This is a genomic window from Marinobacterium aestuarii (genome assembly GCF_001651805.1).
Classification (GTDB): domain Bacteria; phylum Pseudomonadota; class Gammaproteobacteria; order Pseudomonadales; family Balneatricaceae; genus Marinobacterium_A; species Marinobacterium_A aestuarii.
Window position 1 is genome coordinate 877,678 of the sequence record NZ_CP015839.1, and the last position, 24,527, is coordinate 902,204.

Sequence of the window (24,527 nt, forward strand, 5' to 3'; positions counted from 1 at the left end):
TGCCGCTCAGCAACTAGTAGCCAGGGGGCTTGCGGTGTAAAGGTGCGCCTGGTTGCCACCTTTTAGCTGGAGCTATCTGCAGCCATCCGGCTTGTCGGTTTGTTATATAACAATGCTATATTGGCGAACAATCGACCCCAACGCGTTGATATGGATGCTGATGTATTGGTGTATAAACATTCGGCTAGGCATAAATTGCAGCGTGAATCTGACGTGATGCTGTGCGGCCAACGCCGTGCTTCGGCAGTGACAGCCCGGGCATGGCTTTGCTCACTGGTCATGCTGCTATTGGGCGTTTTTCCTGGGGTGGGATTGGGCGCTGAGTCTGGTGCCCTGCTGGTGCTGCAGCCGGTGATGCAGGTCGTGCAGCTCGCGCCCTATCTGTCAGTGCTGGAAGATCCTGGCCGTGCGCTCACCGTGGATGAGGTTCGCAGTGATTCCCTGCGACAACAGTTTGTCCCGTTGCCCACGGGCAGGACGGCCTTTGGAGTATCCTCATCCGCCTGGTGGGTGCGACTGAAGGCTCAAAATCCTGGGCGCGAAGCCGTCGCCTGGGTTCTGAATGTACCCCACAACACCACTGACTACGTCGACAGCTACGAGGTTCGGCCAGAGGGTACTGTCGTCACGCAGCTGGCCGGCGACCACCGCCCCTTTGAGGCGCAGCGCCCTGCGAGCGAGACATTCAGCTTTTCCTACCTGACGGCACCGGGCGCGAGCAGCGAAATCTATATCCGTTTTGCCTACGACTCGGCCGGCATTATCAATGTATACCAGGAGGCCTCCACGGCGGTGGCCTTTGCGCAGCAGCAGCACACCAAGGCCCTGTGGCTTGGCGTTTTCCTTGGCGCCACCCTGCTGGTCATCCTCTACAATCTTTTCCTGATACTGTCTGTACGCGAGGCGCCATTCTTCTGGTATCTGCTTTACGCTTCGGCGGCCACCTTGACCTATCTGTCCCTGAGCGGGCTTGGATACCGTTATCTGTGGCATTTCAGCCCGCAGTTGTCTGACACCATCCCCAATATGGCGGTGATTCTGTTCTATATGCTGGCGGTGCAGTTCAGCCGCAGCTTTCTGGAAACCCGGGTCAGGGCTCCGCGCTTTGATCGCATCCTGCTGGGGTTGATTGCTCTGACTGCAGTCAGCGCGCTGCTGTTATTCACCGGCTATCGTGGCGTGTCAGTCAAGCTGACGCTGCTGATCGGACTGCTGCTGGGGCTGTTTCCCGTGCTCGGTGCCTGGCTGTGGTATCAGGGTCATCAGATCGCCCGCGGCTATACGCTGGCCTGGACCATCTGGTCGCTCACGGTTATAGGCGCCATTCTGCGCTTCACGGGCATTATGCCGTCCGATCCTTTTTCCATTGGCGCGACCCGTTTCGGCATGATCTCGCAGACAGTGCTGCTGGCCTTTGCGCTGGCGGACCGAATCAATATTCTGCGCAATGAAAAGCTCAGCGCCGAAAAGCGCGAGCTGAGTGCCTCGTTAAAGTCCAGGAACGAGCTGGAGTCCAAGGTACTGGAGCGGACGCGGGAACTGGAAGCCTCAAGGCACCAGGCCGAGATTCTGGCACGGGAAGATTCCCTGACAGGCTTGCTGAACAGGCGTGCATTTTTTGAGCGTGGCAATGAAGAAGTGGGGCGGGCCCTGCGTCATCGGCATCCGCTTAGCGTCATCATGCTGGATATCGACAGCTTCAAGACGGTGAATGACGGCTTCGGTCACGGGGTGGGGGACAAGGTCATCCGGGAAGTGGCCCTGACGCTCACCAGAGTACTGCGGGATTCGGATATCAAGGCGCGGATGGGGGGCGAGGAGTTTGCCGTGATCCTGGTACAGACGCCACAGGAGTCCGCTTTGCTAATGGCTGAGCGGCTGCGGGTTGCGGTGCAGGCTTGCCAGGTGGCGGTGGAAGGAAGGGCGGCGGGCAGAGCAGGTGGTGCGGCGGTGACAGTGACCTCCAGCTTTGGTGTCTCGCAGCTGACAGACGGCGTGGATACGTTGGAGGCCGTGTTGGCCCGCGCCGACGCCGCGCTCTACCAGGCCAAGAACAGGGGGCGCAACCGTGTCTGTGCCGCGAATATGGCGGAGCCTGCCGTACCTCACTTTGAACAGCTGCAGAACGGCTAGGCCTGCAGGATGACCGCCAGGGATGGTGGAAATCCTGAAAATGCAGGAGCACATTTCAGGGGACCGCCAGGGATGGTGGAAAGCCCCAAAAAAACGGCCTGTTCGACAGTGTTGCTTAAGTGGCTTTTCCTCTGGAGAAGCGAGCCTTGATCAGACGCGGCAGCGCTGTCTGGCTGATGATCAGCCAGGTGACCACCAGGGTCAGGATCAGCGAGATCGGGCTGGTCACCAGTTCGTGCATGAGGCCCAGCGTGCTGTCCCCCACCGAGATCATCGCCCGTCTATAGGACACGTCCATCAGGGGGCCCAGGATCACGCCGAGAATAATAGGCCCCACCTGGAACCCGGCCATCTTCAGGAAGTAGCCAAAGACCCCAAAGCCCAGCAGCCAGAAGATATCGGCAATGTTGTTGTTGATGGCATAGGCACCCACTACCGACAGAATAATAATCAGTGGCAACAGCAGCCCCTTGGGCATTTCCACCATCTTGGCAAAAATCTTGATGCCGGTGAGGCCAAAGATCAGCAGGAAGATGTTGGCCAGGGTCAGGTTACCTACGGTAAACCAGAACAGGTGCGGGGTTTCGATCATCATCATCGGGCCTGGTTTCAGGCCGTGGATATAGAGTGCACCGATAATGACGGCGGTCACTGCATCACCCGGCATGCCGAGTGTCAGCATCGGAATATAGGCACCACCGACGGCGGCATTGTTGGCCGATTCCGGCGCCACCAGGCCTTCGTAAGCGCCTTCGCCAAAGGGTTTGGACGGATTTTTTACCGAGCGCTTGGCGTGGTCATAGGCCATCAGGGAGGCAATATCGCCGCCGGTGCCGGGCAGAGCGCCGATAAAGACGCCAATAAAGGATGTCCGGATCGACAGGGGCAGGTATTTCAGCACCACCGACCAGGATGGAATGATTTTGGAGACATCCTGCTTGATGGGTTTGAGGCCTATATGGTGCAGCTGGAACAGGGCCTCGGAGACACCGAAGAAGCCGATCATGGCGACCACATAGGGAATGCCGCCCAGCAGCATCACTGTATCGAAGGTAAAGCGGCCTTCCGCGGTCATCGGGTCCATGCCCACCATGCCGATACAGGCACCGAAGGCGGCACAGAAGATGCCCTTGGCCATGGACTCGCCCGACAGGCTCGCCACCAGCAGCAGTCCCATCAGCGCCAATAGCAGATAGTCGCGCGGGGCAAACATCAGCGCCACATCCGACACCAGTGGTGCGGCGATGGCCAGTACCAGAATGCCGATAAAACCACCGATAACCGAGACGACAGTGGTGACGCCGATGGCCTGGCCGGCGAGGCCCTGCTTGGCCAGCGGGAAGCCATCGAAGGCGGTGGCGATGGCCGATGGCGCACCTGGAATATTCAGTAAAATGGCAGAACGGGAACCCCCATAAACACCGCCGATATAGACGCCGACCATCAGCGCCAGGGCGTTGTTCACGTCCCAGGAAAAGGTAAAGGAAATCAGGATCGATACGGCCATGGTGACCGACAGACCCGGAATGGCACCGACATAGATCCCCGCCAGGGTGCCCAGGGCGGTAAGCCCGAGCAGCGAGGGGTCCATCCAGGACATCATAAAGTAACCGAACATGGAATCAGCCATCAGAACACTCCTTACTCAGCTCAGGGCAAGACAACCCGGAACAGGTAGTTGAACAGGCCGTAAATCACGACAACAGCGACGGCGGCGATAAGAATGCTGCGCAGCGGTGTGCTGCCGCGCAGGTAGATAAAGCCGCAGCACAAAAACAAAAAGGTGCTGATCAGAAAGCCCAGCGGCTGCAACAGGAACATGTAAGCCACGATGAGTGCGGTGAACAGCACGATGCGCAACGGCATCAACTCGTTGATCACGCGCCAGGCAGGTGGCTTGTCCTGTTTCGGTATCCGGCGTGCGATGCGCCAGTTCTGCACCACCAGACAGAGCATGGCGCCGGTCATGATGGCGGAGGACACCACCGGAAAGGCGCCGGGGGTACTGAGGCCCGAGAAGCCTGAAATGGCGATGGCCTGATACAAAACGAAAGCGCTGAACGCCAGCAACAACCAGCTGATCACCGCTTCGCCGGGGTGAAGTTTGCGTGCAATTTTCATAGGGAGTACCACTTGTCCACAGGGCAGGGGTGCCCTGTGGAAGAGCTTGCGGGATCAGGGCTTGGCGATGCCAAACTCGGCCGGTGACACCTTGGTTTCACCTACGGCTTCCAGCGACCAGGCAGTGACGGACTGCCAGTGCTTGAGGAAAGCATCGGCTTCGTCACCGCTGATATTGGTGACCACGGCGCCGAAATCCTGCATGAACTTGCCGAACTGCTCGGTGGCAGCGGCCTGCTGGAAGGCATCGGTCAGCTTGGCCTTGGCATCTTCTGGAATATCACGCTTGGCAAAGACGCCGTAGAAGGGCCCCCAGGGCAGGAATTTTTTGAATTCCGGCAGGTCAGCGGTGATCAGCGGAATTTCTTCCAGACCTGCTACCGGTGTATCGGACAGTACCGCCAGGGCTTTTACACGACCGGCGCGGATATGTTCGCGTACGGCGGTAAGGCCGGCCGGCATGAAGTCGACATGGCCGCCCTGCAGGGCGGTGATGCCGGGGCCTTCGCCGTCAAAGGGGACGGCACGAACATCAAAGTCGGTGGCGGTTTTCAGCATGGCGCCGACCACAAAGGGCAGGCCGCCGGGGCCGGTTGAACCCATTTTGACCGTGCCAGGGTTGGCCTGGGCATCGGCAACCAGTTCTTTCATCGAGGTCCAGGGCTTGTCGTTGTTGGCGACAATGACCACCACGCCACGGGCCAGAATGTTCACCGGGTAGAAGTCGGCGTAATCCAGCTTGGACAGGCCCAGCACCTTGTGCAGCTGCGGGTTTTCCGCACCGTACAGCAGGGTGTAGCCATCGCTGGGGCGTGAATTGACGTAGTTGGTAGAGATGGCACCGGCGCCGCCGGACTTGTTCACCAGTACGATCTCCCCGCCGAGCAGCGGTTCAACCAGCGGCGTCACGGCACGGGCGACGTTATCGGTCGCACCGCCAGCGCCCCACATGATGGCGCCCTGAAGGTTTTTCTCGGGGAAATCGGCGGCCTGGAGGCCGGTAGACAAAAGGCCTGCCAGAGCGCTGCAGACGAGGGCTTTCTTGATGGAGTGAGTCATTGTGGTTTCCTTTTTGTTATTGAACCCGGCGTGCGCGTGGCAGTGGCTCGGGGGTGGAGCAAAATCGTATATATGTTATATCTCTACCGGTATGCCTATGTAAAATAACAATACGCATGGTTTATATTCTTTATTCTATATATGTTATTGGTATCAGTTAATTAAATTAAGTCCTATCTATGTTTATTTGTCGAATCTGTTTTCCTCGCGCTGGAGGCCCTGTCAGCTGCTCAGTTTGATATCTGAACGCTGCCACCGGTACGGGTTGCCAGGCTGATGGCTTCGATTACCCTCAGGTTCTGCAAGCCATCCGCAATGCTGACAAGAGGCGACGCCTGGTCGCGAATGACGGCGCAAAAGTGCACCAGTTGCTGGGCCAGCGGATCCAGGCGTTCCACATTGAGCGTAGAGCACTCAAAGGGCTTCCACCAAGAACGTTCAGCCTGGCCTGGATAGCGCTTCATGCGCAGCGTGGGGATTGCCAGGGAGCCCTGAGTGCCGGCGATGAGGTAGCAGTCTTCATCCGGGTAGTGGGCGTAGCTTTTGTTCTCATGGGAGCTTTGCTCCCAGCTGCGGGCACAGGCGGCGGTATCGGACAAGATGAACGAGCCCAGGGTGCCGTTGGCAAAACGCAGGCTCAGAGCCACCGTATCTTCAACCTCGAAGTTACGCTGCGCACTGGATGCCATGGCCTGTACCTCCAGGATCTCGCCGCACAGATAACGCAGGTTGCCGATCTCATGCACCATGTTGACCAGAATGGGGCCGGCGCCCTTGCGGCTGCGCCAGGGGGATTGCTCGAAATAGGCGTCGGGCTTGAAAAACATGGCGCTGCCGCTGACGGCCACCAGATCACCGAGAACATACTCGTCGATGATCTGTTTGGCTTTGGCAATAATGGGGCTGTGGTAGCGGTGATGACCCACCAGGCACTTGGCCTTGGCCGATAGCGCCGCATTCAGTAATTTGGCGCCTTCTTCCAGGGTGTGGGCGACCGGCTTTTCGATCAGTACCGGCACTGCGGCGGCGATGCAGGCAAGTCCCTGCTCGACATGAAGGTGGTTGGGCGTGGCCAGAATGATGCCGTCGGGTCTGCCGTGGTTTAACAGCTCATCAAGTGATGCGAACCAGGTTGTGCCATAGCTCTGGGCCATGGTTCTGGCGTCTGCACAGGGATCTACCACCGCCGCGAGCATGCAATCTTCGCTCGCGACCAGTAGATCCATATGGGCTTTGCCAATGATGCCTGCACCGACAACGGCAATCTTGAGTGGAGTCATCTTCTGCGGTGTCCATTTTTATTTTATTGATATCAAAGAATTGCTTTTTCGCTGATCTGGTTACCATGCTACATCAAGGTAATCGGTTTATAATTGGGCGAATTGTTTAATCATTGATAGCAAAACATGAAGAATAACTGGGAGCTGGTCGACCTGTCGGTGTTCTGCGCGGTGGTCAAGTGCGGCAGTTTTACCGAGGCGGCGAAGGAGCTGGGTTATTCGGGGCCCTATGTCAGCAAGCGCATTGCGGACCTTGAAACCAAGCTCGGCGCCAGGCTGTTTAATCGCACCACGCGCAGCATTCAGATCACCCCCGAGGGGCAGATTGCCCATGCCTGGGCCTGCAAAATTCTGGATGCTACCCAGGCCATGGCCAGGGATGTGGCGAACAGCAAGACCTCACCGACCGGGAGCCTGCGCATCAGCACCAGCCTGCGGCTGGGGCGCAATCATGTCGCGCCCATCCTGTCGCAGCTGGTAAGGGATCATCCTGGGCTCGATGTATGGCTGGAGCTGGTGGATCGCCGGGTGGATTTGCTGGAAGAGGGTATCGATATCGACATAAGGTCCGGCGGCGTTGATGAGCCCCATCTGGTGTCGCAGCTGGTGGTGGAATCGGCCCGGATTTTATGTGCCACACCGGAGTATCTGGCAAGACAGGGTACGCCCAAGGTCCTGACCGACCTGAGTCAGCATCAGTGCATGCTGTTTCGGGATGGGGACTATCCCTTCGGTTCCTGGCGGCTGAATGGGCCCAATGGCCTTGAAACCGTTCGTGTGTCCGGCAATGTGCTGCGTTCTCATCACAGCGATGTGGTGAAAAACTGGGCGCTGGATGGCCAGGGCGTCATTCTGTTATCAGAGTGGGACGCCGCAGCCAGTTTGCGCGATGGCAGCTTCGTCAGGGTGTTGCCGCAATACAGTTACAAGGTTGATATCTGGGCCGTTACACAGGCGCGCCTGAGCCATTCGGCGCGAATGAAAGTCTGTGTCGATTATCTGGTTGAAAAGCTGAGAGTCGGTCCCTTTGCGCTGGATACCATGTGAATTGAGGGGGTTGCGAGCGAGGTTCAGTCCAGCCCGTCGAGCAGCCACTGGCGTGACTGGGTGGCGTGTTGCAGCGCATCCTGCGGTGCCTGGGCCAGGTACTTGTCGTTGAAAACGTCGAACACATAATCCCCCCGGTAGCCGATACCCTGGCAGTAGCGAATCAGTTCACGGATGCTCTGGCCATGGCTGCCTTCCCCCGGGTAAAGACGGGCATGGCGGGCGATATCGATCTGGTCTTCCAGAGCCGGAATGGCGCTCATGGCAAAATCCGACAACTGCACCAGGCTGATACGCTCAACAGGAATCTCGGCCAGGGACTCAGGACCCTGAGCCTGGGCCAGCAGGTGGAAGCTGTCGATCACCAGGCTGAGGTTGGTGTTGCCCGCCCGTTTGATAATGTCCCAGGCCAGCGGATAGTTGTGCACATCGTGGGCCCAGGCCAGCGGCTTGAAGCCGATACGGATACCGCGCAGCGTTGCCAGTGTCGCCAGGGTGCGCAGGTCCGCCGCCATGCGGTCTATATCCACCGAAGCGTGGGACGAGGTGGCGGGGGTGACGATCAGCAGGCGACAGCCCAGGCGAGCCATGAGTTGCAGGTAGGTTTTGGCCAGCTCAATCTTGTAGGCCATGATCCGGCCTGAGTGCCCGCCAAAGTCACGCACTTCCTGCAGCGCGCTGATGCGCAGGCCGCTGCTGCGGATGCGCTCTATCGAGCCGCTGAGGCCATCCTTGGCCCCCGACAAATCCAGTGCGCCCAGTTCGACGGCATCAAAGCCCGCCGCGGCTATGGCCTGGAGTTTGGCGTCCAGGGTGCCGGTCAGGCTCAGGCTGCTGATGGAAAAATGCGGTACTGTGCTGTTGTCGCCTTGAGTCATGGATACTTACCGGCCGATAAAGAAATTGACGCTGGAATCGAACAGCGGGTGCTGCACGGCATAACAGTCGTTTGGCTGTGTGCCTGTCTGGGTACTCGCAGGGCCTGCGGGCCTGAACTGTAGCCCGCTAGCGCTGAAGTGGGCCTCTGTACCGGCCAGGTCCGAAGTGCTGAGCTCGATACTGGCAAAGCCTTCGTCGGCAAGATCTCTGTGCTCGCCGTCCAGTTCCTGAAACCGCAATTGCAGTACTCCATCGGGGCTGGTGACAAGGTCAGGTTCGGTGGCGCTGAATCCGAATAGCTGACAAAAGAAGTCGCTCCATTCGGGGCTGCGCCCGGCACAGACTGACAGCGTCAGCCCGCTGACCTGCTGCAGCTGTTCTGCCGGGACTTCAGTGTCTGGCAGGGCCTTGAAATCAATATCGTAAATACTGAGGTCCTGACCGTAGCGGTCGATCAGGTAAATCTGGCTGCCGCCGATGCACTCCAGCGCCGGGATGTTGAGTTCCATCACGCCTGCTGTCGTGCTGGCCTCCCAGGCGCCCCGTGCCAGCAGGGTCTGGTAGGCGCTGTTGGCATCGTTAACCCGCAGCGCCAGGGCGCAAATGGAAGCACCGTGCTGCTGCGCGTAAGACTGGGCAAAGCTGCCAGGGGTGGCGTTGACGATAAAATTGATCTCTCCCTGACGGTACAGGGTGACATCCTTGCTGCGGTGCCGGGCGCAGGCCCTAAATCCCAGTTGCTCCAGAAAACTCACCAGCTGTGCAGGATCGGGCGCGGCGAATTCAACAAATTCCAGACCCTCAATGCGCACGGCAGAGGTGTCAGTGACGGTCTTGGTACTGGTGTCCGACATGTGCTGGATGTCTCCCTGGGGTGATTCAACCTGGTCTCGCAGGCGCTGTCCGGCGGCGCAGCCACTGCAGTATAGGCGCTCGGTTGTGCAGCGGGGCTCGGGCAGGGCTGGTTTGATATCGCGATCAAGTGCCATATCTTTATTGTTAAATACTACTTAATTAGTTTAATAATATCTATTTTTATATGTGATGTTACTTGTCGCAGCCGCAATACTTCATTGAAATGCGGCGATTGGCTTTCAATGCCGATCTTGTTAGCTTAGGCCCCTACTTGAACAAAGGGTGCCGCGTTCCTGCGCAGGCCCAGACCGGTACAGCAATGAACACTGACGACGAGAACAGCAGCACCTGTCAGCAGCTGCGCAATGACATTCTGGATGGCTCCATTGAGCCTGCCAGCAAGCTGTCCATCAGTCACCTGTCGGCTCGCTATGAATCCAGCGCAGCGCCGGTGCGTGAAGCTCTTTCCCGCCTGGCGGCGGAGGGGCTGGTTGTTCGCAAGGGCCAGCGCGGTTACTGGGCAGCGCCGGTGTCGGTGGAGGAGTTTCTGGAAGTGGCGCGCCTGCGTGTCATGCTGGAAGTGGATGCGTTTCGCCAGTCCATCCGCCACGGCGACCTCGATTGGGAAGCAGGTATTGCTGGTGCTAGGCACCGTGAACTGAGCGTGCGCCGCGCAGCCCAGGGGCAATTAAAGGAGAGGGCTGGTGAGCTGATTCGCGAAAATCGCCGTTTTCACATGGCGCTGATCGCCCAGTGCCCGTCCAAATGGCAGCTGCGTTTCATCTCAACACTATATGATCAGTCCGAGCGCTTTCGTCGCCTGTCCCTGATTAATCTGCGCGAAGGCCCCGCGGAAGTAGACGAGCACGAGCTGATCATGGAAGCGGCCTTTCGCCGCGATGAAGAGGCCGCCTGCGAGTTACTGCGCGCGCATATCGAGCACTCCAATAGCCGCGTCGTCGAAACCCTGTTTCCGGATACAAAAGCAGACGGGTAGCCTCTTGGACAATACTCGGCCTAGCGCTCCTGAAAAGCAGGAGCGTCCTGTTGGGTGATATGGATTGTCACCCAACTTTAAACATTAATTACCTTTAATTAACCAGTCGGTCAGTTTAAATAGCTTCCCGTGTGGCCTGGGTCGATAAAAGTCTGCCTAATCTCTGCTATATATAATGGGGTTGTGGCCGGAAAAGTCGGAAATATAATTATGGAAAAGACGAACTTTATTGCAGCTATAAGAAATCTATTATGGCTAAAGGACTAATCCTAAAAAATAACTAAAAAAGTTACAATTCCCCCTCGACTGAAACAATTGAAACACATACATTAAGCTAAATTAGACCCCAGCTCGGTCGTCAGGAGTTGTTGGCCACCTTGTTCAAAGACAATCAGGTGTCGTTATTGGTGAGATGGTGGCGTCCGAATCACGGCATAATCGAGTGACATCAGCTGTCTGTACGGCAATGACCGTACGTCTATGGCCGGTACGCGAATTTCAGGTGCCTTGTCCAGCTTTGGGCAGCGCCGTCCGTTTTTGAAAACCTTTGGTATTGCGGAGTGTAAAAAGAGATGCGAATAGGTGTCCCTAAAGAGATCGACGAAGGGGAAAAGCGGGTTGCGCTTACCCCCGAGGTGGCCGGCCAATTGCAAAAGCTGGGCTTTAGCCTGGCGATTGAAACCCGAGCAGGCGAAGCCGCCCATTTCGACGATGACCAGTATCGCGAAGCCGGCGTCGAGATTATCGAAGACCCGAAAGAACTCTGGCGTTCGTCCGATATTATTATGAAGGTGCGCCCGCCCAGTCAGCATCCGGAGCTGGGTTTTTATGGCGTTGAACTGCTGCGCAAGGGTCAGACCCTGATCAGTTTCCTCTATCCTGCGCAAAACCCCGAGCTGCTGCAGGCGCTGTCTGAGCGCGGTGTTACGGCGCTGGCGATGGATTCAGTGCCGCGTATTTCCCGCGCCCAGAAAATGGATGCCCTGAGCTCCATGGCCAATATCGCCGGTTATCGTGCGGTGGTTGAGGCGGCGCAGCATTTTGGCCGTTTCTTTACCGGCCAGATCACCGCCGCCGGCAAGATTCCGCCGGCCAAGGTGCTGGTCATCGGTGCCGGTGTCGCGGGTCTTGCAGCCATAGGTGCGGCCAAGAGCATGGGCGCCATCGTGCGTGCTTTCGATACCCGTCCCGAGGTGAAGGAACAGGTCGAGAGCATGGACGCCGAGTTCCTGATGCTGGACTTCAAGGATGAGGATGGCAGCGGCGAGGGCGGTTATGCCAAGACCATGAGCGCCGAGTTCATCAAGGCCGAGATGGCGCTGTTCGCGGCCCAGGCCGAGGAGGTGGATATCATCATCACCACGGCGCTGATCCCGGGCCGCGCTGCGCCCGAGCTGATCACCGAAGGCATGGTCACCTGCATGAAGCCCGGCAGCGTGATCGTCGATCTGGCGGCCGAGGCGGGTGGCAACTGCAAGCTGACCGTCGCCAACGAGGTGGTGGTGCGCCACGGTGTTACCCTGATCGGCTATACTAACCTGCCGAGCCGCCTGGCGGCTCAGTCGAGCCAGCTGTACGCCACCAACCTGCGCCATCTGCTGACCGATTTGTGCCCGCAGAAGGACGGCGAAATCGTCGTCAACATGGACGACGAAGTCATCCGTGGCGCCACAGTGGTGAAGGAAGGCAATGTCACCTGGCCGCCGCCTGCACCGCGTATTTCCGCCGCACCCAAGGCGGATATGGGCGACAAGGCGAAGGCCGCGATGCCAAAGCCAGCTGCAAAACCGGCGCACCCGCTGGCCTTCCTGATACCGCTGGCAGTCGCCGGCCTGGTGCTGTTTGGCCTGGGTGCCGTGGCGCCACCGGCCTTTATCGGCCACTTGACGGTGTTCGTGCTGTCCTGTTTTGTCGGCTACATGGTGGTCTGGGGCGTGTCCCATTCGCTGCACACGCCGCTGATGAGTGTGACCAACGCTATCAGTAGCATCATCGTTATAGGGGCACTGATTCAGATCTCCAGCGACAGCACGCTGGTCGTGGTGCTGTCGACGCTGGCGGTGTTTATCACCAGCATCAACATAGTCGGTGGTTTCGCCGTGACTCAGCGCATGCTGCGCATGTTCAGGAAATAAGGCCAATACGATGAGTACAGGTGTAATCACAGCGTCCTATATCGGTGCCAGTGCACTGTTCATCCTGGCGCTCGGTGGCCTCAGCCACCAGGAAAGCGCGCGCCGGGGCAATCTCTACGGCATGCTGGGCATGGGGCTGGCATTGGTCGTCACCATTTTCGGCCTGGTCACCGACAATCGCTTCGCGCTCATTGTTGGCATGCTTGCCGGCGGCGGTATCGGCTGGTATCTGGCGAAAAAGGTCGAGATGACCCAGATGCCGGAGCTGGTGGCGATTCTGCACAGCCTGGTGGGCCTGGCGGCGGTGTGCGTCGGTTTTGCCAATGCGCTGGATCACGGCGCTGACATCAGCGGTGTCGAGAAAACCATTCACGATGTTGAAACCTATATCGGCATCCTCATCGGTGCCGTGACCCTCTCAGGTTCGGTGGCGGCCTACCTCAAGCTCAGCGCCAAGATCAGCGGCAAGCCACTGCAGCTGCCGGGTCGGCATCTGTTTAACGTAGGCCTGCTGCTACTGTCGATCTGGTTTGGTGTGCTCTTCGTCCAGCAGTCCGCCCTGGGTGGCGGTACCGTCTGGTTGCTCCTGATGACCCTGCTGGCGCTGCTGTTCGGCGTGCACATGGTCATGGCCATCGGTGGTGCCGACATGCCGGTGGTGGTGTCGATGCTCAACAGCTACTCCGGCTGGGCCGCAGCGGCCATGGGCTTCATGCTCGGCAATGACCTGCTGATCGTGGTCGGTGCCCTGGTGGGTTCCAGCGGTGCCATCCTCAGCTACATTATGTGCAAGGCGATGAACCGCAAGTTCGTCAATGTCATCCTCGGTGGTTTTGGCACCGGCGCCAGCAAGAGCGGCGCCGCGGCGGGTCCTGCCGGCGAAGCCGGTGATGTTAAACCGATAGAGGCGGAAGAAGCGGCAGACCTGCTGGAAAACGCCCGTGAAGTCATGATAGTGCCGGGTTACGGCATGGCGGTGGCGCAGGCGCAGCATATCGTCTACGAAATCACCAAGAAGCTGCGTGACAAGGGCGTCAACGTACGCTTTGGTATTCACCCGGTGGCCGGGCGCATGCCGGGCCACATGAACGTGCTGCTGGCCGAAGCCCGGGTGCCCTACGATATCGTCTACGAAATGGACGAAATCAACGGTGACTTCTCCAAGGTGGATGTGTCCATCGTGATCGGTGCCAATGACATCGTTAACCCTGCGGCGCAGGAAGTGCCTGACAGCCCCATTGCCGGCATGCCGGTGCTGGAGCCCTGGAAAGGCAAGACCACCATCGTGCTCAAGCGCAGCATGGGTACCGGCTACGCCGGCGTTGATAACCCGCTGTTCTACAAGGACAACACGCGCATGCTGTTCGGCGATGCGAAGGAAAGCGTCGATGCGGTGCTGAAGTTCCTGAGTCACTAAAAGCGGCGAAAGGTGCGCCCTTCGCGAGGAGGGCTAGACGATAAAAAATGCCAGTCCATTGACTGGCATTTTTTATGGGCGCGGCTCAATAGGAGCGACAGCCTGTCAGGTCCTATTTACACAGGCTAACAGAGCCTATGAAAATTCCGGATAGCGTTTGCGCATATCCTCAAGCAGGATTCGGAACAGCTCTGTGGCGGCTTGGGTCATGATGTCGCGCTTGGGTGTCACCATTGAAATCAGGCTGTCGGGAATGTTTTCGACCAGCGGTACTATGCTCAGCTCTGCCTTGATATGGTCGAATTCCAGCGCTTCGAGGGAGTAAAGCGCAGCCAGGTCGGTGCTTTGAAGCAGCATGCGCGCCAGCGTCATTGAGGTGCATTCCCGCACGCTGGTCGGTAGCGGCACGCCATTGACAGCAAATAGCTGGTAATAATAGGTGCTCTGATCCTGCGGCGGATCTAGGGTGATCCAGCCGGTCTGCTGCAATGCGCGCAGCGACCTTGTCTTGCGCAAGGGGTGATCCTTGCGTACCACTACGACATTGGGAATGCGGCAGATGGGTTGCCATTCCAGTGCGCTTTCCATCACGGGCACCTGGGATGTGATGGCGAAGTCGATGCCGCCCTGGCGCAGCTGTTCCAGTAGCTGCGCCGGGCGCATCTCCAGAATACGCAGTTTGGCAGCGGGGTGGCGGCGCTGAAATTCGTTAAGACTGCCAACCAGCGGCTTGAGCAGCGACGACACCGGGGTTATGCCGATAGTCACTTCGCTGTTCAGCGCCCCTTGCATGCTTTCCAGATCCTGCTGTGCCCGTCGAGCCGTTTCCTGCATCAGGCGGGCATAGCCGAGCAGGCGCTGGCCATAGGGAGTCAGGGTGATGCCGTGAGCACTGCGGTTGAACAGGCTGACGCCATACTGGTTTTCCAGCTCCTTGATCGCCTTGCTCAGAGCGGGCTGGGTTATATGCAGTTGCCGTGCGGCGGCCTGCAGGCTGCCGGCTTCGTGAACCGCCAGAAAAGCTCTTAAGTGATGGGTTTTCATGGCGTTATTCTACACCGGGCTAGCTGCAGGTCACCTGTCGAGGTCAGCAAAGATAGCGGTTGACCAGCTCGACCCAGCAGGCGGCACCGAGCGGCACCAGTCGATCGTTGAAATCATAGTGGGGGTTGTGTACTGAGCAACCGACCCAGTCACCGGTGCCGTTGGCCAGCAGGAAGTAGCACCCCGGCCTTTCCTTCAGCATCCAGGCAAAATCTTCGCTGCCCATGAGTGGCTGGGCCTCACTTCCCTCTACAAAATCGGCGCCCAGGACATCACTGATGCAGTCGTGCACCAGCTGGGTTTGCTCAGCGCTGTTTTGCAGTGGTGGTACCAGGCGGTGGTACTCGATATGAGCATCGATGCCATAGGCGCTGCACTGACCCTGGACTATTTCGCGAATGCGTTTTTCCAGTAGTTCCCGGCTCTCGGGCGTGAGAGCACGCACTGATAGTGTTAGCGAAGCCTGATCCGGTATCACATTGGAGGCGGTGCCGGCTTCAAGCTTGCCGATGCTGAGTACCGCCGCTTCTATGGGGTCAAGGTTGCGTGAAATGATGGTTTGCAGTGCCAGCACTATGCTGGCCAGGGCCGGAGTCGGGTCGATCGAAAGATGGGGCAGGGCGGCATGACCGCCTTTGCCCTGCAGGCGAATTTCGACGCGATCCGACGAGGCCATGAAGACGCCGGCCCTGGCGACGCCGTGGCCAACCTCCTTGCCCGGCATATTGTGCAGCGCATAGACCGCATCGCAGGGGAAGCGCTCGAACAGGCCGTCCTCGATCATCGCCTTGGCCCCGCTCAGGCCTTCTTCATCGGGCTGAAATATCAGGTTAAGGGTGCCGTCGAAGTGGCGGTTGTGGGCCAGATACTGGGCCGCTGCCAGCAGGATAGCGGTATGACCGTCGTGACCACAGGCATGCATGCGACCATCGATAGTGCTCGCATGGGCTAGGCCGGTGCGCTCCTGCATAGGCAGGGCATCCATGTCGGCCCGCAGGCCGATACTGCGGCTGCCGGTGCCGTTATGTAGTACGCCGACCACTCCCTGACCGCCGATGCCGGTGTGGGTCTCGTAGCCCCAGTCTTGCAGTAGGCGGGCGACCAGCGCGGAAGTGCGCGGCACCTCGGCGCCGAGTTCCGGATGGGCATGGATATCCTGGCGAATACGCACGAATTCTGCGCAGCTGTGCAGGAAGTCGGGGTTTTCAATCAGTCGGGTCATTGGAGGGCTCCTGCTGTGTGCTGATTGTCTGCACGGGTTGGTGTGGGAAAGCGCCACATGGCAATGCTGCTCACTACTACCGCGAGCATGAGGTAATAGGCCGGCGCCATCTTGTCGCCACTCCAGACGATCAGCATCGAGACCAGCAGTGGCGTGAATCCACCAAAGACGGTGACACCGAAGCCATAGATGGCTGACATGCCGCTGGCACGATACTGCTGGCGAAAGGCTTCCATGATCAGTACGAAGAGGGAGGACGAGACAGTAGCGAACAGGGTGATCAGTACACCGATAATCAGCAGTGCCTGCCACAGGGCGGTGGTGTTGTGCAGCAGCGCGAACGCCGGGTAGATCAGGACGAAGGTCAGTGCCAGGCCGATCAATGGCAGGGTCTTGCGACTGTGTAGGCGGTCGCAAAAACGGCCCAGTATCGGAGGCAGGATAAAGAGTGTCAGGCCCGCGAGCACGGCAACGGCAAAGGCGGTGGTGGCTGGGTAGTTGAGCTCGCGGATCAGGTAGGTCGGCATGTAAAACACTTCGATATACATCGAGGCGGTACCGGCCCAGATCATCAGCATGCCGCAGATGATGGTGCGCCACTGGGTTTTCAGCACGGTCTTGATGGGCGATGCCTCGGTGCTGGTGCCCGTGTGGGTTTCGTCCAGGTTGCGGCGTATATAGAGCCCGACCGGGCCGATAAGCAGGCCGAGGATAAACGGAATCCGCCAGCCCCAGGCGAGGATCTCATTTTCTTCCAGCAGGCCGTTAATGGCAAAGCCCACCAGGGCACCGGCCAGTGCGGCTGCGCCCTGGCTGGCGAGCTGCCAGCTGACCATGTAACAGCGGCGGTGACGGTTGTCCGATTCCATCAGGGCGGCGGAGGCGGCACCAATCTCGCCACCGGCCGAGAGGCCTTGCAGTAGCCGCCCCAATACCAGCAGCACTGTTGCTGCCAGGCCGATACTGTCATAGGTAGGTGTTAGCGCGATCAGCGCGGTGCCCAGTGTCATCAGCGCTATGGTCAGCGTGAGGGCCGCCTTGCGACCGTGGCGGTCGGCGTAGTTGCCAATCAACACGGCGCCGAGGGGACGCATGACAAAGCCGACGCCGAAGGTGGCCAGCGATAGCAGCAAGGCGACAGCCGGGCTTTCGACGTTGAAAAACAGCTGGCCGATGACGGCGGCGAAAAAGCTGTAGACGGTGAAGTCATACATCTCGAGGCCATTGCCGACCGAGATGGCGATTACGTTTTTACGTGCCGTTTTGGCGGGTCGGGCCGAAGCCGTTTCCCCCAGCGGTAAGGTTACTTCCAGAGTGCCGCTCATAGTCTTTTCCTGCTTGTTATTGGATACATATGGAATGAAATTGTCAGCATGCTGGTTTTCGATAATACAGAGCGCGCAGGAATTGGCTCTGAACTAAAAATTATTGGTATTCGTTAAAATGTGTTTCTGTGGCGGGTATTTAAATTGAAATGTACGGCTTTAGGGATGTTGCTTGGATCTGCTTTGGTGGCTTTAAGTAGGACGTATTTTGGTGATTGTTAGGTCGAAGCGGCGGGGTGGGCGGCGATACGGTAGTGAAAGTGTCGGTGGGTCGAGCTCGGTGGCGGCTGTCTATTTTTGGTTATGTATATAACTATTATTCATAAATTTAGTTTATTCCGGCGTGGTATCGAAGTTGTTTTCGCTGCGAAAGCGGCCGGGGGTGAGGCCGGTGGCGCGCTTGAAGAAGCGGGAGAAATAGGCCGGATCCTGGAAGCCCAGGTCGTAGGCAATTTCATCCAGGTTGCTGCGGGTATAGATCAGGCGGCGCTTGGTTTCGAGCAGCAGGCGCTCCTGTGGCACGGCTTTGGCGGTCTTGGCGAGCAGTTGCTTGCACAGGCGGTTGAGCCGGGCAGCTGAGGTGCCCAGGCTGTCGGCGTACTCGACCACGGTCCTGTGGTCGCGAAAATGCGCCTCGACCTGCTGGCGGAAGGCGGCGAGGGTGGCGCTGGGGGTGCTGGCCGATTCTGCCGACAGGCCGTGCAGGTCAAGCTGGCGCCGCAGCGTCATCAGTACCGCCTGGGCCAGCCATTCGCACATCAGGGCGCGGCCGGTATCGGGGCGGTTAAACTCCCAGTCGATCTGGCGCAACAAGTGCTGCAGCTGCGCGAAATGTGGCCCGTTCTGCTCGAAGGCGATGGTCATGGGGGTGCTGAGCAGGGGTTCGAAATAGGGCTGGCTGCGGCTGTAGGATGCATCGCTGAGCATGGGCTCGGCCAGTGTCAGCACCATGCCGAGGGTGTCCGGCTCGAAACGAAACCCATGCACGGCACCGGGCGGAATGGTGATGGCCCAGGGGCCTTCCAGCCTATGTACCTTTTCGTCCAGCTGGACCTCTACACCGCCTGAAAACATGCAGATCATCTGAAACATGCGACCGTGGCGGTGTGGCTTGATGACCCAGCCATGCACGCTGCTGCGGCTGGTGATGTTTTCAATATGCACAAAGGCCGGGTCTTCAATGGTGCCGGCTTCGCCATAGAGGCTGAAGTGCGGAATCTGCGCCTGGTCTGAGGCTGTGCGGGAACGGGTGGGTGCTGTCACGGGACCGGCCTGCTGTATTGATTGAAGGAATCGCTGGGGTGGCGTCCTGCGTAAAAGTACAGCTTGGGCGTCTTTGGGTTGCCTTCTGCTGATCTTGAAAATACCTGCAAGCGGCCTATGGTTTCTATCATAAGCAGCGCAGGCTGAAGCGCAGGGTAGCTGCGTTGCCTTGATGGCTGGAAGGCTATCATGAACGAAAAGTACAAGTTTTTACGGGAAATGTGAATTCCTTCAATCGCTGCATAGGCCGACTATAGAGGCATATCAACGGCTCGGCCCGGTACGGCTGCAGCCGCAACGAATAAAAATCACAGTGGAGATCATGCCATGAAAACCCAGGTTGCGATTATCGGAGCAGGCCCCTCGGGTCTTTTGCTGGGGCAGCTGCTACATCTGCAGGGCATCGATACTGTGATACTGGAAGCCCGCAGCCCGGACTATGTGCTGGGGCGTATCCGCGCGGGTGTACTGGAGCAGGGGACAGTGGATCTGCTGCGTGAGGCGCAGGCATCCGGGCGCATGGATCGCGAAGGGCTGGTACACGATGGTTTTGAACTGGCGTTCAGTGGCCGCCGTGAGCGTATAGATCTCAAGGGTCTGACCGGCGGCAAGACCGTGATGGTCTACGGCCAGACCGAAGTGACCCGCGACCTGATGGAAGCCCGTGCCAAATGCGGTGCTAAAAGTATCTACGAGGCCAGCGACGTACAGCTGCACGATATGTACAGCGACAGTCCGCGCGTTACCTTCGTCAAGGATGGCGAGACGGTGGAGCTTGAGTGCGACTACATCGCCGGTTGCGACGGCTACCACGGTGTTTCGCGCAAGTCCGTGCCCCAGGACAAGCTGAAAATTTTCGAACGCGTCTATCCGTTCGGCTGGCTGGGGGTACTGTCCGATACGCCGCCGGTGGCACACGAGCTGATCTATGCCAACCACGAGCGGGGCTTTGCGCTGTGCAGCCAGCGTTCCGAGACCCGCAGTCGTTACTATATACAGGCGCCGCTCGACACTGACATCAATGCCTGGGACGACACGCGTTTCTGGAGCGAGCTCAAGTCACGTTTGCCGCAGGAGACTGCAGCGCAGCTCGTGACGGGCCCGTCGATCGAGAAAAGCATCGCGCCGCTGCGCAGCTTTGTCGCAGAGCCGATGAAATTCGGCAACCTCTTTCTGGTCGGTGATGCCGCCCACATAGTGCCGCCCACCGGCGCCAAGGGGCTGAATCTGGCCGCCAGTGATGTCTACACCCTGTACCACGTCATGCGCAAAAACTATCAGGAAGACCGCCCCGAACTGCTGGAGAAGTACTCCGAGATCTGCCTGCGTCGCATCTGGAAGGCCGAGCGTTTCAGCTGGTGGATGACCTCCCTGCTGCACCGTTTTGATGGTGATGCCTTTTCCCAGCGCATGCAGCAGGCCGAGCTTGAGTACTACACCCAGTCCGATGCCGGTCGTCGCACCATCGCCGAGAACTACGTCGGCCTGCCTTACGAAGCGATCGAATAACGCTTATCAACGGATTCACGACCGACCAAGCCCGACAGGCTGCTAGTCTGCTTTCATGAGAGGAGTACAACAATGATAAAGCTCAGAACTCAATTATCCGTCTTGCTCTTTGCGACCCTGGCCGTCCTGCCTTTGCTGGCACCTTCGGCCCAGGCGCAGACCGATGTCGTTATCCTTGGCACCGGCACGCCCGTGCCGGATGCTGACCGTTCAGGCCCCTCGGCCGCGGTCATCTATAACGACCAGGCCTATGTGTTTGATGCCGGCGGTGGCATGGTGCAGCGCGCCATCGAAGCGGCGCAGAAAAAGGGTATCAAGGCGCTCTATCCGACCAACATCAAGCATGTCTTTCTGACCCATCTGCACAGTGATCATGTGCTGGATTACGCGGAACTGGCCGCGACCTACTGGTGGCGGCGCACCGAGCAGCTGAACGCCTATGGCCCCACCGGCCTGCAGGCAATGACCGATGGCTACTATGCCATGCTGGCGCGGGATATAGAGCTGCGCACCGATGGCCATCAGCCGGTCGAAAACCCGACCTTCTATCAGGTCAAGGTGAATGAGTACAGCGAGGGTGGCTGGGTTGTGCAGGATGGCGACGTAAGGATCGAAGCCTTCAGTGTGCCCCATGGCAGTATTGAGCCGGCTTTTGGCTACAAGATCACCACGCCCGACAAGGTGGTGGTGATATCCGGCGATACCGCCTACAGCGAAAAGCTCGCCGAAATAGCCAAAGGTGCCGATGTACTGGTGCATGAGGTGATCAATGAAGCGGGTCTGTCGAAACTGCCTGAATTCTGGCAGCGCTATCATGGCAGCTCCCACACCAAAACCAGCGAGCTGGCCAAACTGGCGACCACTGCAAAGCCTGGAGTACTGGTGCTGACCCATGTGCTGCATTACGGTGCTCCGATCGAGTCTACCCTGACAGAAGTGCAGCAGGGCTATGACGGCAAGGTGGTGCTGGCCAAGGATCTGGATGTTTTCTGAGGGCAGGGTTCGCATATCGAAAGTGATATGTGACAAGGCAATAAAATCATTAGTGAAACACACCGGCAGGACTTAGCTTGAATGCCGCCAGGCACAAGGCCAAAGTCTTTGAATAGAGTTGACTTTCTGCTTGCAGAGTCGCTCTTCCTCCGAGCGAGGAGCGCCGTTTTCGAGCAGGGTTCTGTCGAGTCAGACAGCCCGGCTGTGGCGCCATTGCTATAACAACAATAGACAGGTAAACCCATGAAAAAATTGACCACAATTGCCAAGACAAGCGCCAAAACTGCAGCTGCCACGGCGCTGCTGAGCCTGCTGCCATTCAGTAATGCCATGGCCGCCGACTTCAATCTGCGTTTTGCCCATTTCTGGCCGGCGAGCTCAGGCGTGCATGCAGGCTTTGAAGCCTGGGGTAAGTCGCTGGAAACCGCCTCCGATGGCCGCATCAAGGTTGAGTTTTACCCCTCCCAGACCTTGGCCAAGGCGCCCCAGAGCTACGATGCGGTGAAGAATCGCATCGCCGATATCACCGCCACCGTGCAGGGGTATAGCGCCAACCGTTTTCCGTTGACCCAGGTGGTTGAGCTGCCGGGGCTGGCCAAGACCGCCACCCAGGGCTCCTGCGTGATCCAGTCGCTGTACGACGAGGGCCTGATCAGCAGCGAATACGACGATACCCATGTGCTCTTTCTGTTTACCCACGGCCCTGGCGATATTCACAGCCGCGAGAAAGCCATCAAGACGCCTGAAGATCTGGCGGGGCTGAAAATTCGCCGCCCGACCACAGTGGTCGCCGATATGCTGGAAGGTCTGGGAGCTCAGCCGGTTGGCATGCCGGCACCCGAGACCTATCCCTCCTTGCAGCGCGGCGTGATTGATGGCGTTGCCATGCCCTGGGAAGCCATGACCAGCTTTCGTCTGAATGAACAGGCGAAATATCACACGGAACTGGGCCTCTATACGCTGTCGTTCGTGGTGACCATGAACAAGGGTGTCTACGACGGCATGCCGGCCGATCTGCAGCAGATCGTTGATCAGCACTCCGGCAAGGAGTGGGCACAGAAGCAGGCGGTCAAGTTTGATGAACTCGACGCCAAGGGACGTGCCGAAGCCGTTGCTGAAGGTCACGAGATTATTACGCTGGAAGGCGGCACTGAGAATGCAGCCTGGAAGCCCGTACTCGACAAGGCCACCGAAGGCTACCTGGCCGACCTTGAAGGTCGCGGCCTGGCCGCACGGGATGTCTTCGCCCGCGCCAAAGAGCTCAGCCTCAGCTGCGACAACTAAGGCCGCTCAAGGCCGCTCCTTCCACTGAGGGCGCGGCCTTGTGGTATTCAATCCCTGGCGCGAGGTATGCGATATGAAGTGGCTGATCAAGGCAATCGATACGATGGCGCTGATCCTGTACCGGATCAGCGGCCTGCTGCTGGTCATGATGATGTTCAGTGTGGTGGCGGATGTGGCTGCGCGCAGTCTGTTTGCCATGACCGAGGGCGCGGTGGACCTGACCTTCGTCGGCGGTATCGAGCTGGTGAAGTACGGCCTGCTGTTTGCCATGCTGTTTGCCTTCCCCCATACCGTCGACAAGGGCCAGATAGTGGTGGATCTGTTCACCCACAAGATGCCGGCATCCCAGCTGCGCTGGTTCGATGGTTTCTACACCTTTTGCTTCGGCGTGTTCGGCGCCCTGCTGTGCTGGCGCTTTCTTGAGGCCGCCGAGGCCTCCCGCATGAGCGGCGAGCTGACCCAGGACCTGCTGCTGCCACTGGCGCCCATGTATCTGGTGTCCGCCATTGCGCTGGCGGTACTGGCCCTGCGCGGCTTTAGCTGCGGGATTCTGGAATTAATGGGCAAGAAGGAAGTAACGGCATGAGTGCACCCCTGATCGGTCTCGTCTGCATGGGCCTGATGCTGGTGATGATAGCGCTGCGTTGCCCTATCGCCCTGGCGATGGCGGCCACCGGGGTTATCGGCTTTGGCACCATCGTCGCCTTTGATCCGGCGTTCGCTATTCTGGAGGCCGGGCCCTTTGAAACCCTGAGCAACTACAGCTTCAGCCCTATTCCGATGTTTCTGTTGATGGGTGTGCTGGCGTCCCATGCCAATATGTCCAGCGAGCTGTTCAATGCCGCGCGCTCCCTGTTCGGCGGCTGGCGTGGTGGCATGGCACTGGCGGCGGTCTCGGCCTGCGGTACCTTTTCTGCCATTTCTGGCTCCTCGGTGGCCACGGCGGCGAGCATGGCGCGAGTGGCGTTGCCGGAGATGCGCAGGCACGGTTATGCCGACTCCCTGGCCACCGGCACCCTGGCGGCGGGCGGGACCCTGGGGATCATGATTCCGCCCAGTATCGCCCTGCTGCTCTATGCGCTGATCACCGAACAGTCGGTGGGCGACATGTTTATTGCAGGCCTAATACCCGGCATTCTGGGGCTGCTGCTCTACTGCGCCACCATTGCCCTGCTGGTGTACTTCTATCCGCAACTGGCGCGGGCCGGTGAGCCGACCACGCTGAAACAGAAGATCGTCGGCATGTGGGGCTTCGTACCTTTCATGTTCGTGTTTGCGATCATTATCGGCGGTATCTATACAGGCATCTTCACCCCGACGGAAGCGGCCGCCATAGGCGCCTTTGCCACCCTGCTGGTGGCGTTGTACCGGGGCATGAAGTGGGCGGGCTTTATGGCGGCGGTGGAGGAGGCGCTGGCGCTGAGCGCGATGATCTTCTTTATGATCGTGGGGGCGGAAATCTTCGGCTACTTCCTCTCGGTGTCGCGTATTTCCTTCTTTCTGACAGAAACCGTGAGTCAGCTGGGCTGGCCGCCCTACGGCGTGCTCTTTGCCGTGCTGCTGCTATTTATCCTGCTGGGCTGCGTCATGGACAGCATCGCCATGCTGCTGCTGACCGTGCCGGTGGTACTGCCGCTGATTCTGGAGGCAGGTTTTGATCCGGTCTGGTTCGGCATAGTGGCGGTCATCACGGTGGAGCTCGGGTTGATAACTCCGCCAGTCGGCATGAACGTCTTCGTCATCAAAAGCGTGGCACCGGACGTGCCCATGGGGCAGATCTTTCGCGGCGTATTTCCGTTCGTGCTGTCGGATGTACTGCGCCTGATTCTGCTGATCCTGTTCCCGGTGCTGGCGCTGGGGCTGGTCTGATCACCATCGCTTCAGTACCGCTGGGCTGCTTTTTACCGGTCTGAATTGAGATCATTGTGGTTGCCTCCGCGGCGGATCTTCGGATCCGTGGCGGG

20 protein-coding genes are annotated in these 24,527 nt (G+C 58.7%); 10 read left to right on the top strand and 10 right to left on the bottom strand.

The window, feature by feature from the left end:
• Positions 1-312 precede the first annotated feature (312 nt).
• Positions 313-2,133 carry a sensor domain-containing diguanylate cyclase gene (locus A8C75_RS03850; RefSeq protein ID WP_067378351.1) on the top strand — a complete coding sequence of 607 codons (1,821 nt, stop codon included), beginning with the start codon at positions 313-315 and terminating at the stop codon, positions 2,131-2,133.
• Between the two features lie 115 nt (positions 2,134-2,248).
• On the opposite strand, the gene A8C75_RS03855 is transcribed toward A8C75_RS03850, so the two are convergent.
• The 4 genes from A8C75_RS03855 to A8C75_RS03870 form a co-directional block, all read right to left on the bottom strand.
• On the bottom strand, positions 2,249-3,763 hold the full coding sequence (locus tag A8C75_RS03855; protein WP_067378354.1) for a tripartite tricarboxylate transporter permease: 1,515 nt from the start codon (positions 3,761-3,763) through the stop codon (positions 2,249-2,251).
• A gap of 20 nt (positions 3,764-3,783) precedes the next feature.
• The gene (locus A8C75_RS03860) at positions 3,784-4,254 is read right to left on the bottom strand and encodes a tripartite tricarboxylate transporter TctB family protein (RefSeq protein ID WP_067378357.1); all 471 of its coding nucleotides are present in this window, start codon (positions 4,252-4,254) and stop codon (positions 3,784-3,786) included.
• Positions 4,255-4,308: 54 nt separating this feature from the next.
• Complete coding sequence (locus A8C75_RS03865; protein WP_067378359.1) at positions 4,309-5,313, bottom strand: Bug family tripartite tricarboxylate transporter substrate binding protein; 1,005 nt, start codon at positions 5,311-5,313, stop codon at positions 4,309-4,311.
• Between the two features lie 230 nt (positions 5,314-5,543).
• Positions 5,544-6,593, bottom strand: coding sequence for a Gfo/Idh/MocA family protein (locus A8C75_RS03870; RefSeq protein WP_067378362.1), 1,050 nt, complete (start codon positions 6,591-6,593; stop codon positions 5,544-5,546).
• A 126-nt stretch (positions 6,594-6,719) separates the two neighbouring features.
• On the opposite strand from A8C75_RS03870, the gene A8C75_RS03875 reads away from it, so the two are divergent.
• The gene (locus A8C75_RS03875; protein WP_067378366.1) at positions 6,720-7,640 is read left to right on the top strand and encodes a LysR substrate-binding domain-containing protein; all 921 of its coding nucleotides are present in this window, start codon (positions 6,720-6,722) and stop codon (positions 7,638-7,640) included.
• Positions 7,641-7,663: 23 nt separating this feature from the next.
• Here A8C75_RS03875 and A8C75_RS03880 read toward each other — a convergent pair whose 3' ends face one another.
• Both A8C75_RS03880 and A8C75_RS03885 read right to left on the bottom strand, forming a co-directional pair.
• Positions 7,664-8,518 carry a sugar phosphate isomerase/epimerase family protein gene (locus A8C75_RS03880; RefSeq protein ID WP_067378369.1) on the bottom strand — a complete coding sequence of 285 codons (855 nt, stop codon included), beginning with the start codon at positions 8,516-8,518 and terminating at the stop codon, positions 7,664-7,666.
• A 6-nt stretch (positions 8,519-8,524) separates the two neighbouring features.
• Positions 8,525-9,373, bottom strand: a complete 849-nt coding sequence (locus tag A8C75_RS03885; protein WP_157890215.1) for a VOC family protein — start codon at positions 9,371-9,373, stop codon at positions 8,525-8,527.
• Positions 9,374-9,693: 320 nt separating this feature from the next.
• Here A8C75_RS03885 and A8C75_RS03890 point away from each other — a divergent pair, with 320 nt between their 5' ends.
• From A8C75_RS03890 to pntB, 3 genes are all read left to right on the top strand, one after another.
• Entirely contained in the window at positions 9,694-10,371 is a 678-nt protein-coding gene (locus tag A8C75_RS03890) for a GntR family transcriptional regulator (RefSeq protein ID WP_067378375.1), read from the top strand.
• Positions 10,372-10,943: 572 nt separating this feature from the next.
• Positions 10,944-12,506 (top strand): Re/Si-specific NAD(P)(+) transhydrogenase subunit alpha, encoded by a 1,563-nt coding sequence (locus A8C75_RS03895; RefSeq protein ID WP_067378384.1) that lies wholly within the window; start codon positions 10,944-10,946, stop codon positions 12,504-12,506.
• Positions 12,507-12,516: 10 nt separating this feature from the next.
• A complete protein-coding gene (gene pntB / locus A8C75_RS03900) occupies positions 12,517-13,923 on the top strand; it encodes a Re/Si-specific NAD(P)(+) transhydrogenase subunit beta (RefSeq protein ID WP_067378386.1) in 1,407 nt (468 codons plus the stop codon).
• Positions 13,924-14,058: 135 nt separating this feature from the next.
• Here pntB and A8C75_RS03905 read toward each other — a convergent pair whose 3' ends face one another.
• The 4 genes from A8C75_RS03905 to A8C75_RS03920 form a co-directional block, all read right to left on the bottom strand.
• Positions 14,059-14,967, bottom strand: a complete 909-nt coding sequence (locus A8C75_RS03905) for a LysR family transcriptional regulator (protein WP_067378388.1) — start codon at positions 14,965-14,967, stop codon at positions 14,059-14,061.
• 43 nt (positions 14,968-15,010) lie between these two features.
• Positions 15,011-16,189: a M20 aminoacylase family protein gene (locus tag A8C75_RS03910; protein WP_067378390.1), complete on the bottom strand. Its 1,179-nt coding sequence runs from the start codon at positions 16,187-16,189 to the stop codon at positions 15,011-15,013.
• Positions 16,186-17,514 carry an MFS transporter gene (locus A8C75_RS03915; protein WP_067378395.1) on the bottom strand — a complete coding sequence of 443 codons (1,329 nt, stop codon included), beginning with the start codon at positions 17,512-17,514 and terminating at the stop codon, positions 16,186-16,188. Before A8C75_RS03915 ends, A8C75_RS03910 begins: the two co-directional genes overlap by 4 nt.
• 333 nt (positions 17,515-17,847) lie before the next feature.
• Positions 17,848-18,777: a helix-turn-helix domain-containing protein gene (locus A8C75_RS03920; protein WP_067378398.1), complete on the bottom strand. Its 930-nt coding sequence runs from the start codon at positions 18,775-18,777 to the stop codon at positions 17,848-17,850.
• Positions 18,778-19,104: 327 nt separating this feature from the next.
• On the opposite strand from A8C75_RS03920, the gene pobA reads away from it, so the two are divergent.
• The 5 genes from pobA to A8C75_RS03945 all read left to right on the top strand — a co-directional run bounded on the left by pobA (position 19,105) and on the right by A8C75_RS03945 (position 24,432).
• Positions 19,105-20,286, top strand: a complete 1,182-nt coding sequence (gene pobA / locus A8C75_RS03925) for a 4-hydroxybenzoate 3-monooxygenase (protein ID WP_067378401.1) — start codon at positions 19,105-19,107, stop codon at positions 20,284-20,286.
• Between the two features lie 72 nt (positions 20,287-20,358).
• A complete protein-coding gene (locus A8C75_RS03930; RefSeq protein WP_067378404.1) occupies positions 20,359-21,279 on the top strand; it encodes an MBL fold metallo-hydrolase in 921 nt (306 codons plus the stop codon).
• A gap of 243 nt (positions 21,280-21,522) precedes the next feature.
• The gene (locus tag A8C75_RS03935; protein WP_067378407.1) at positions 21,523-22,563 is read left to right on the top strand and encodes a TRAP transporter substrate-binding protein; all 1,041 of its coding nucleotides are present in this window, start codon (positions 21,523-21,525) and stop codon (positions 22,561-22,563) included.
• 73 nt (positions 22,564-22,636) lie between these two features.
• Complete coding sequence (locus tag A8C75_RS03940) at positions 22,637-23,149, top strand: TRAP transporter small permease (protein ID WP_067378409.1); 513 nt, start codon at positions 22,637-22,639, stop codon at positions 23,147-23,149.
• The gene (locus A8C75_RS03945) at positions 23,146-24,432 is read left to right on the top strand and encodes a TRAP transporter large permease (RefSeq protein ID WP_067378411.1); all 1,287 of its coding nucleotides are present in this window, start codon (positions 23,146-23,148) and stop codon (positions 24,430-24,432) included. The genes A8C75_RS03940 and A8C75_RS03945 overlap by 4 nt, the downstream gene beginning before the upstream one ends.
• The last annotated feature ends 95 nt before the right edge of the window (positions 24,433-24,527 follow it).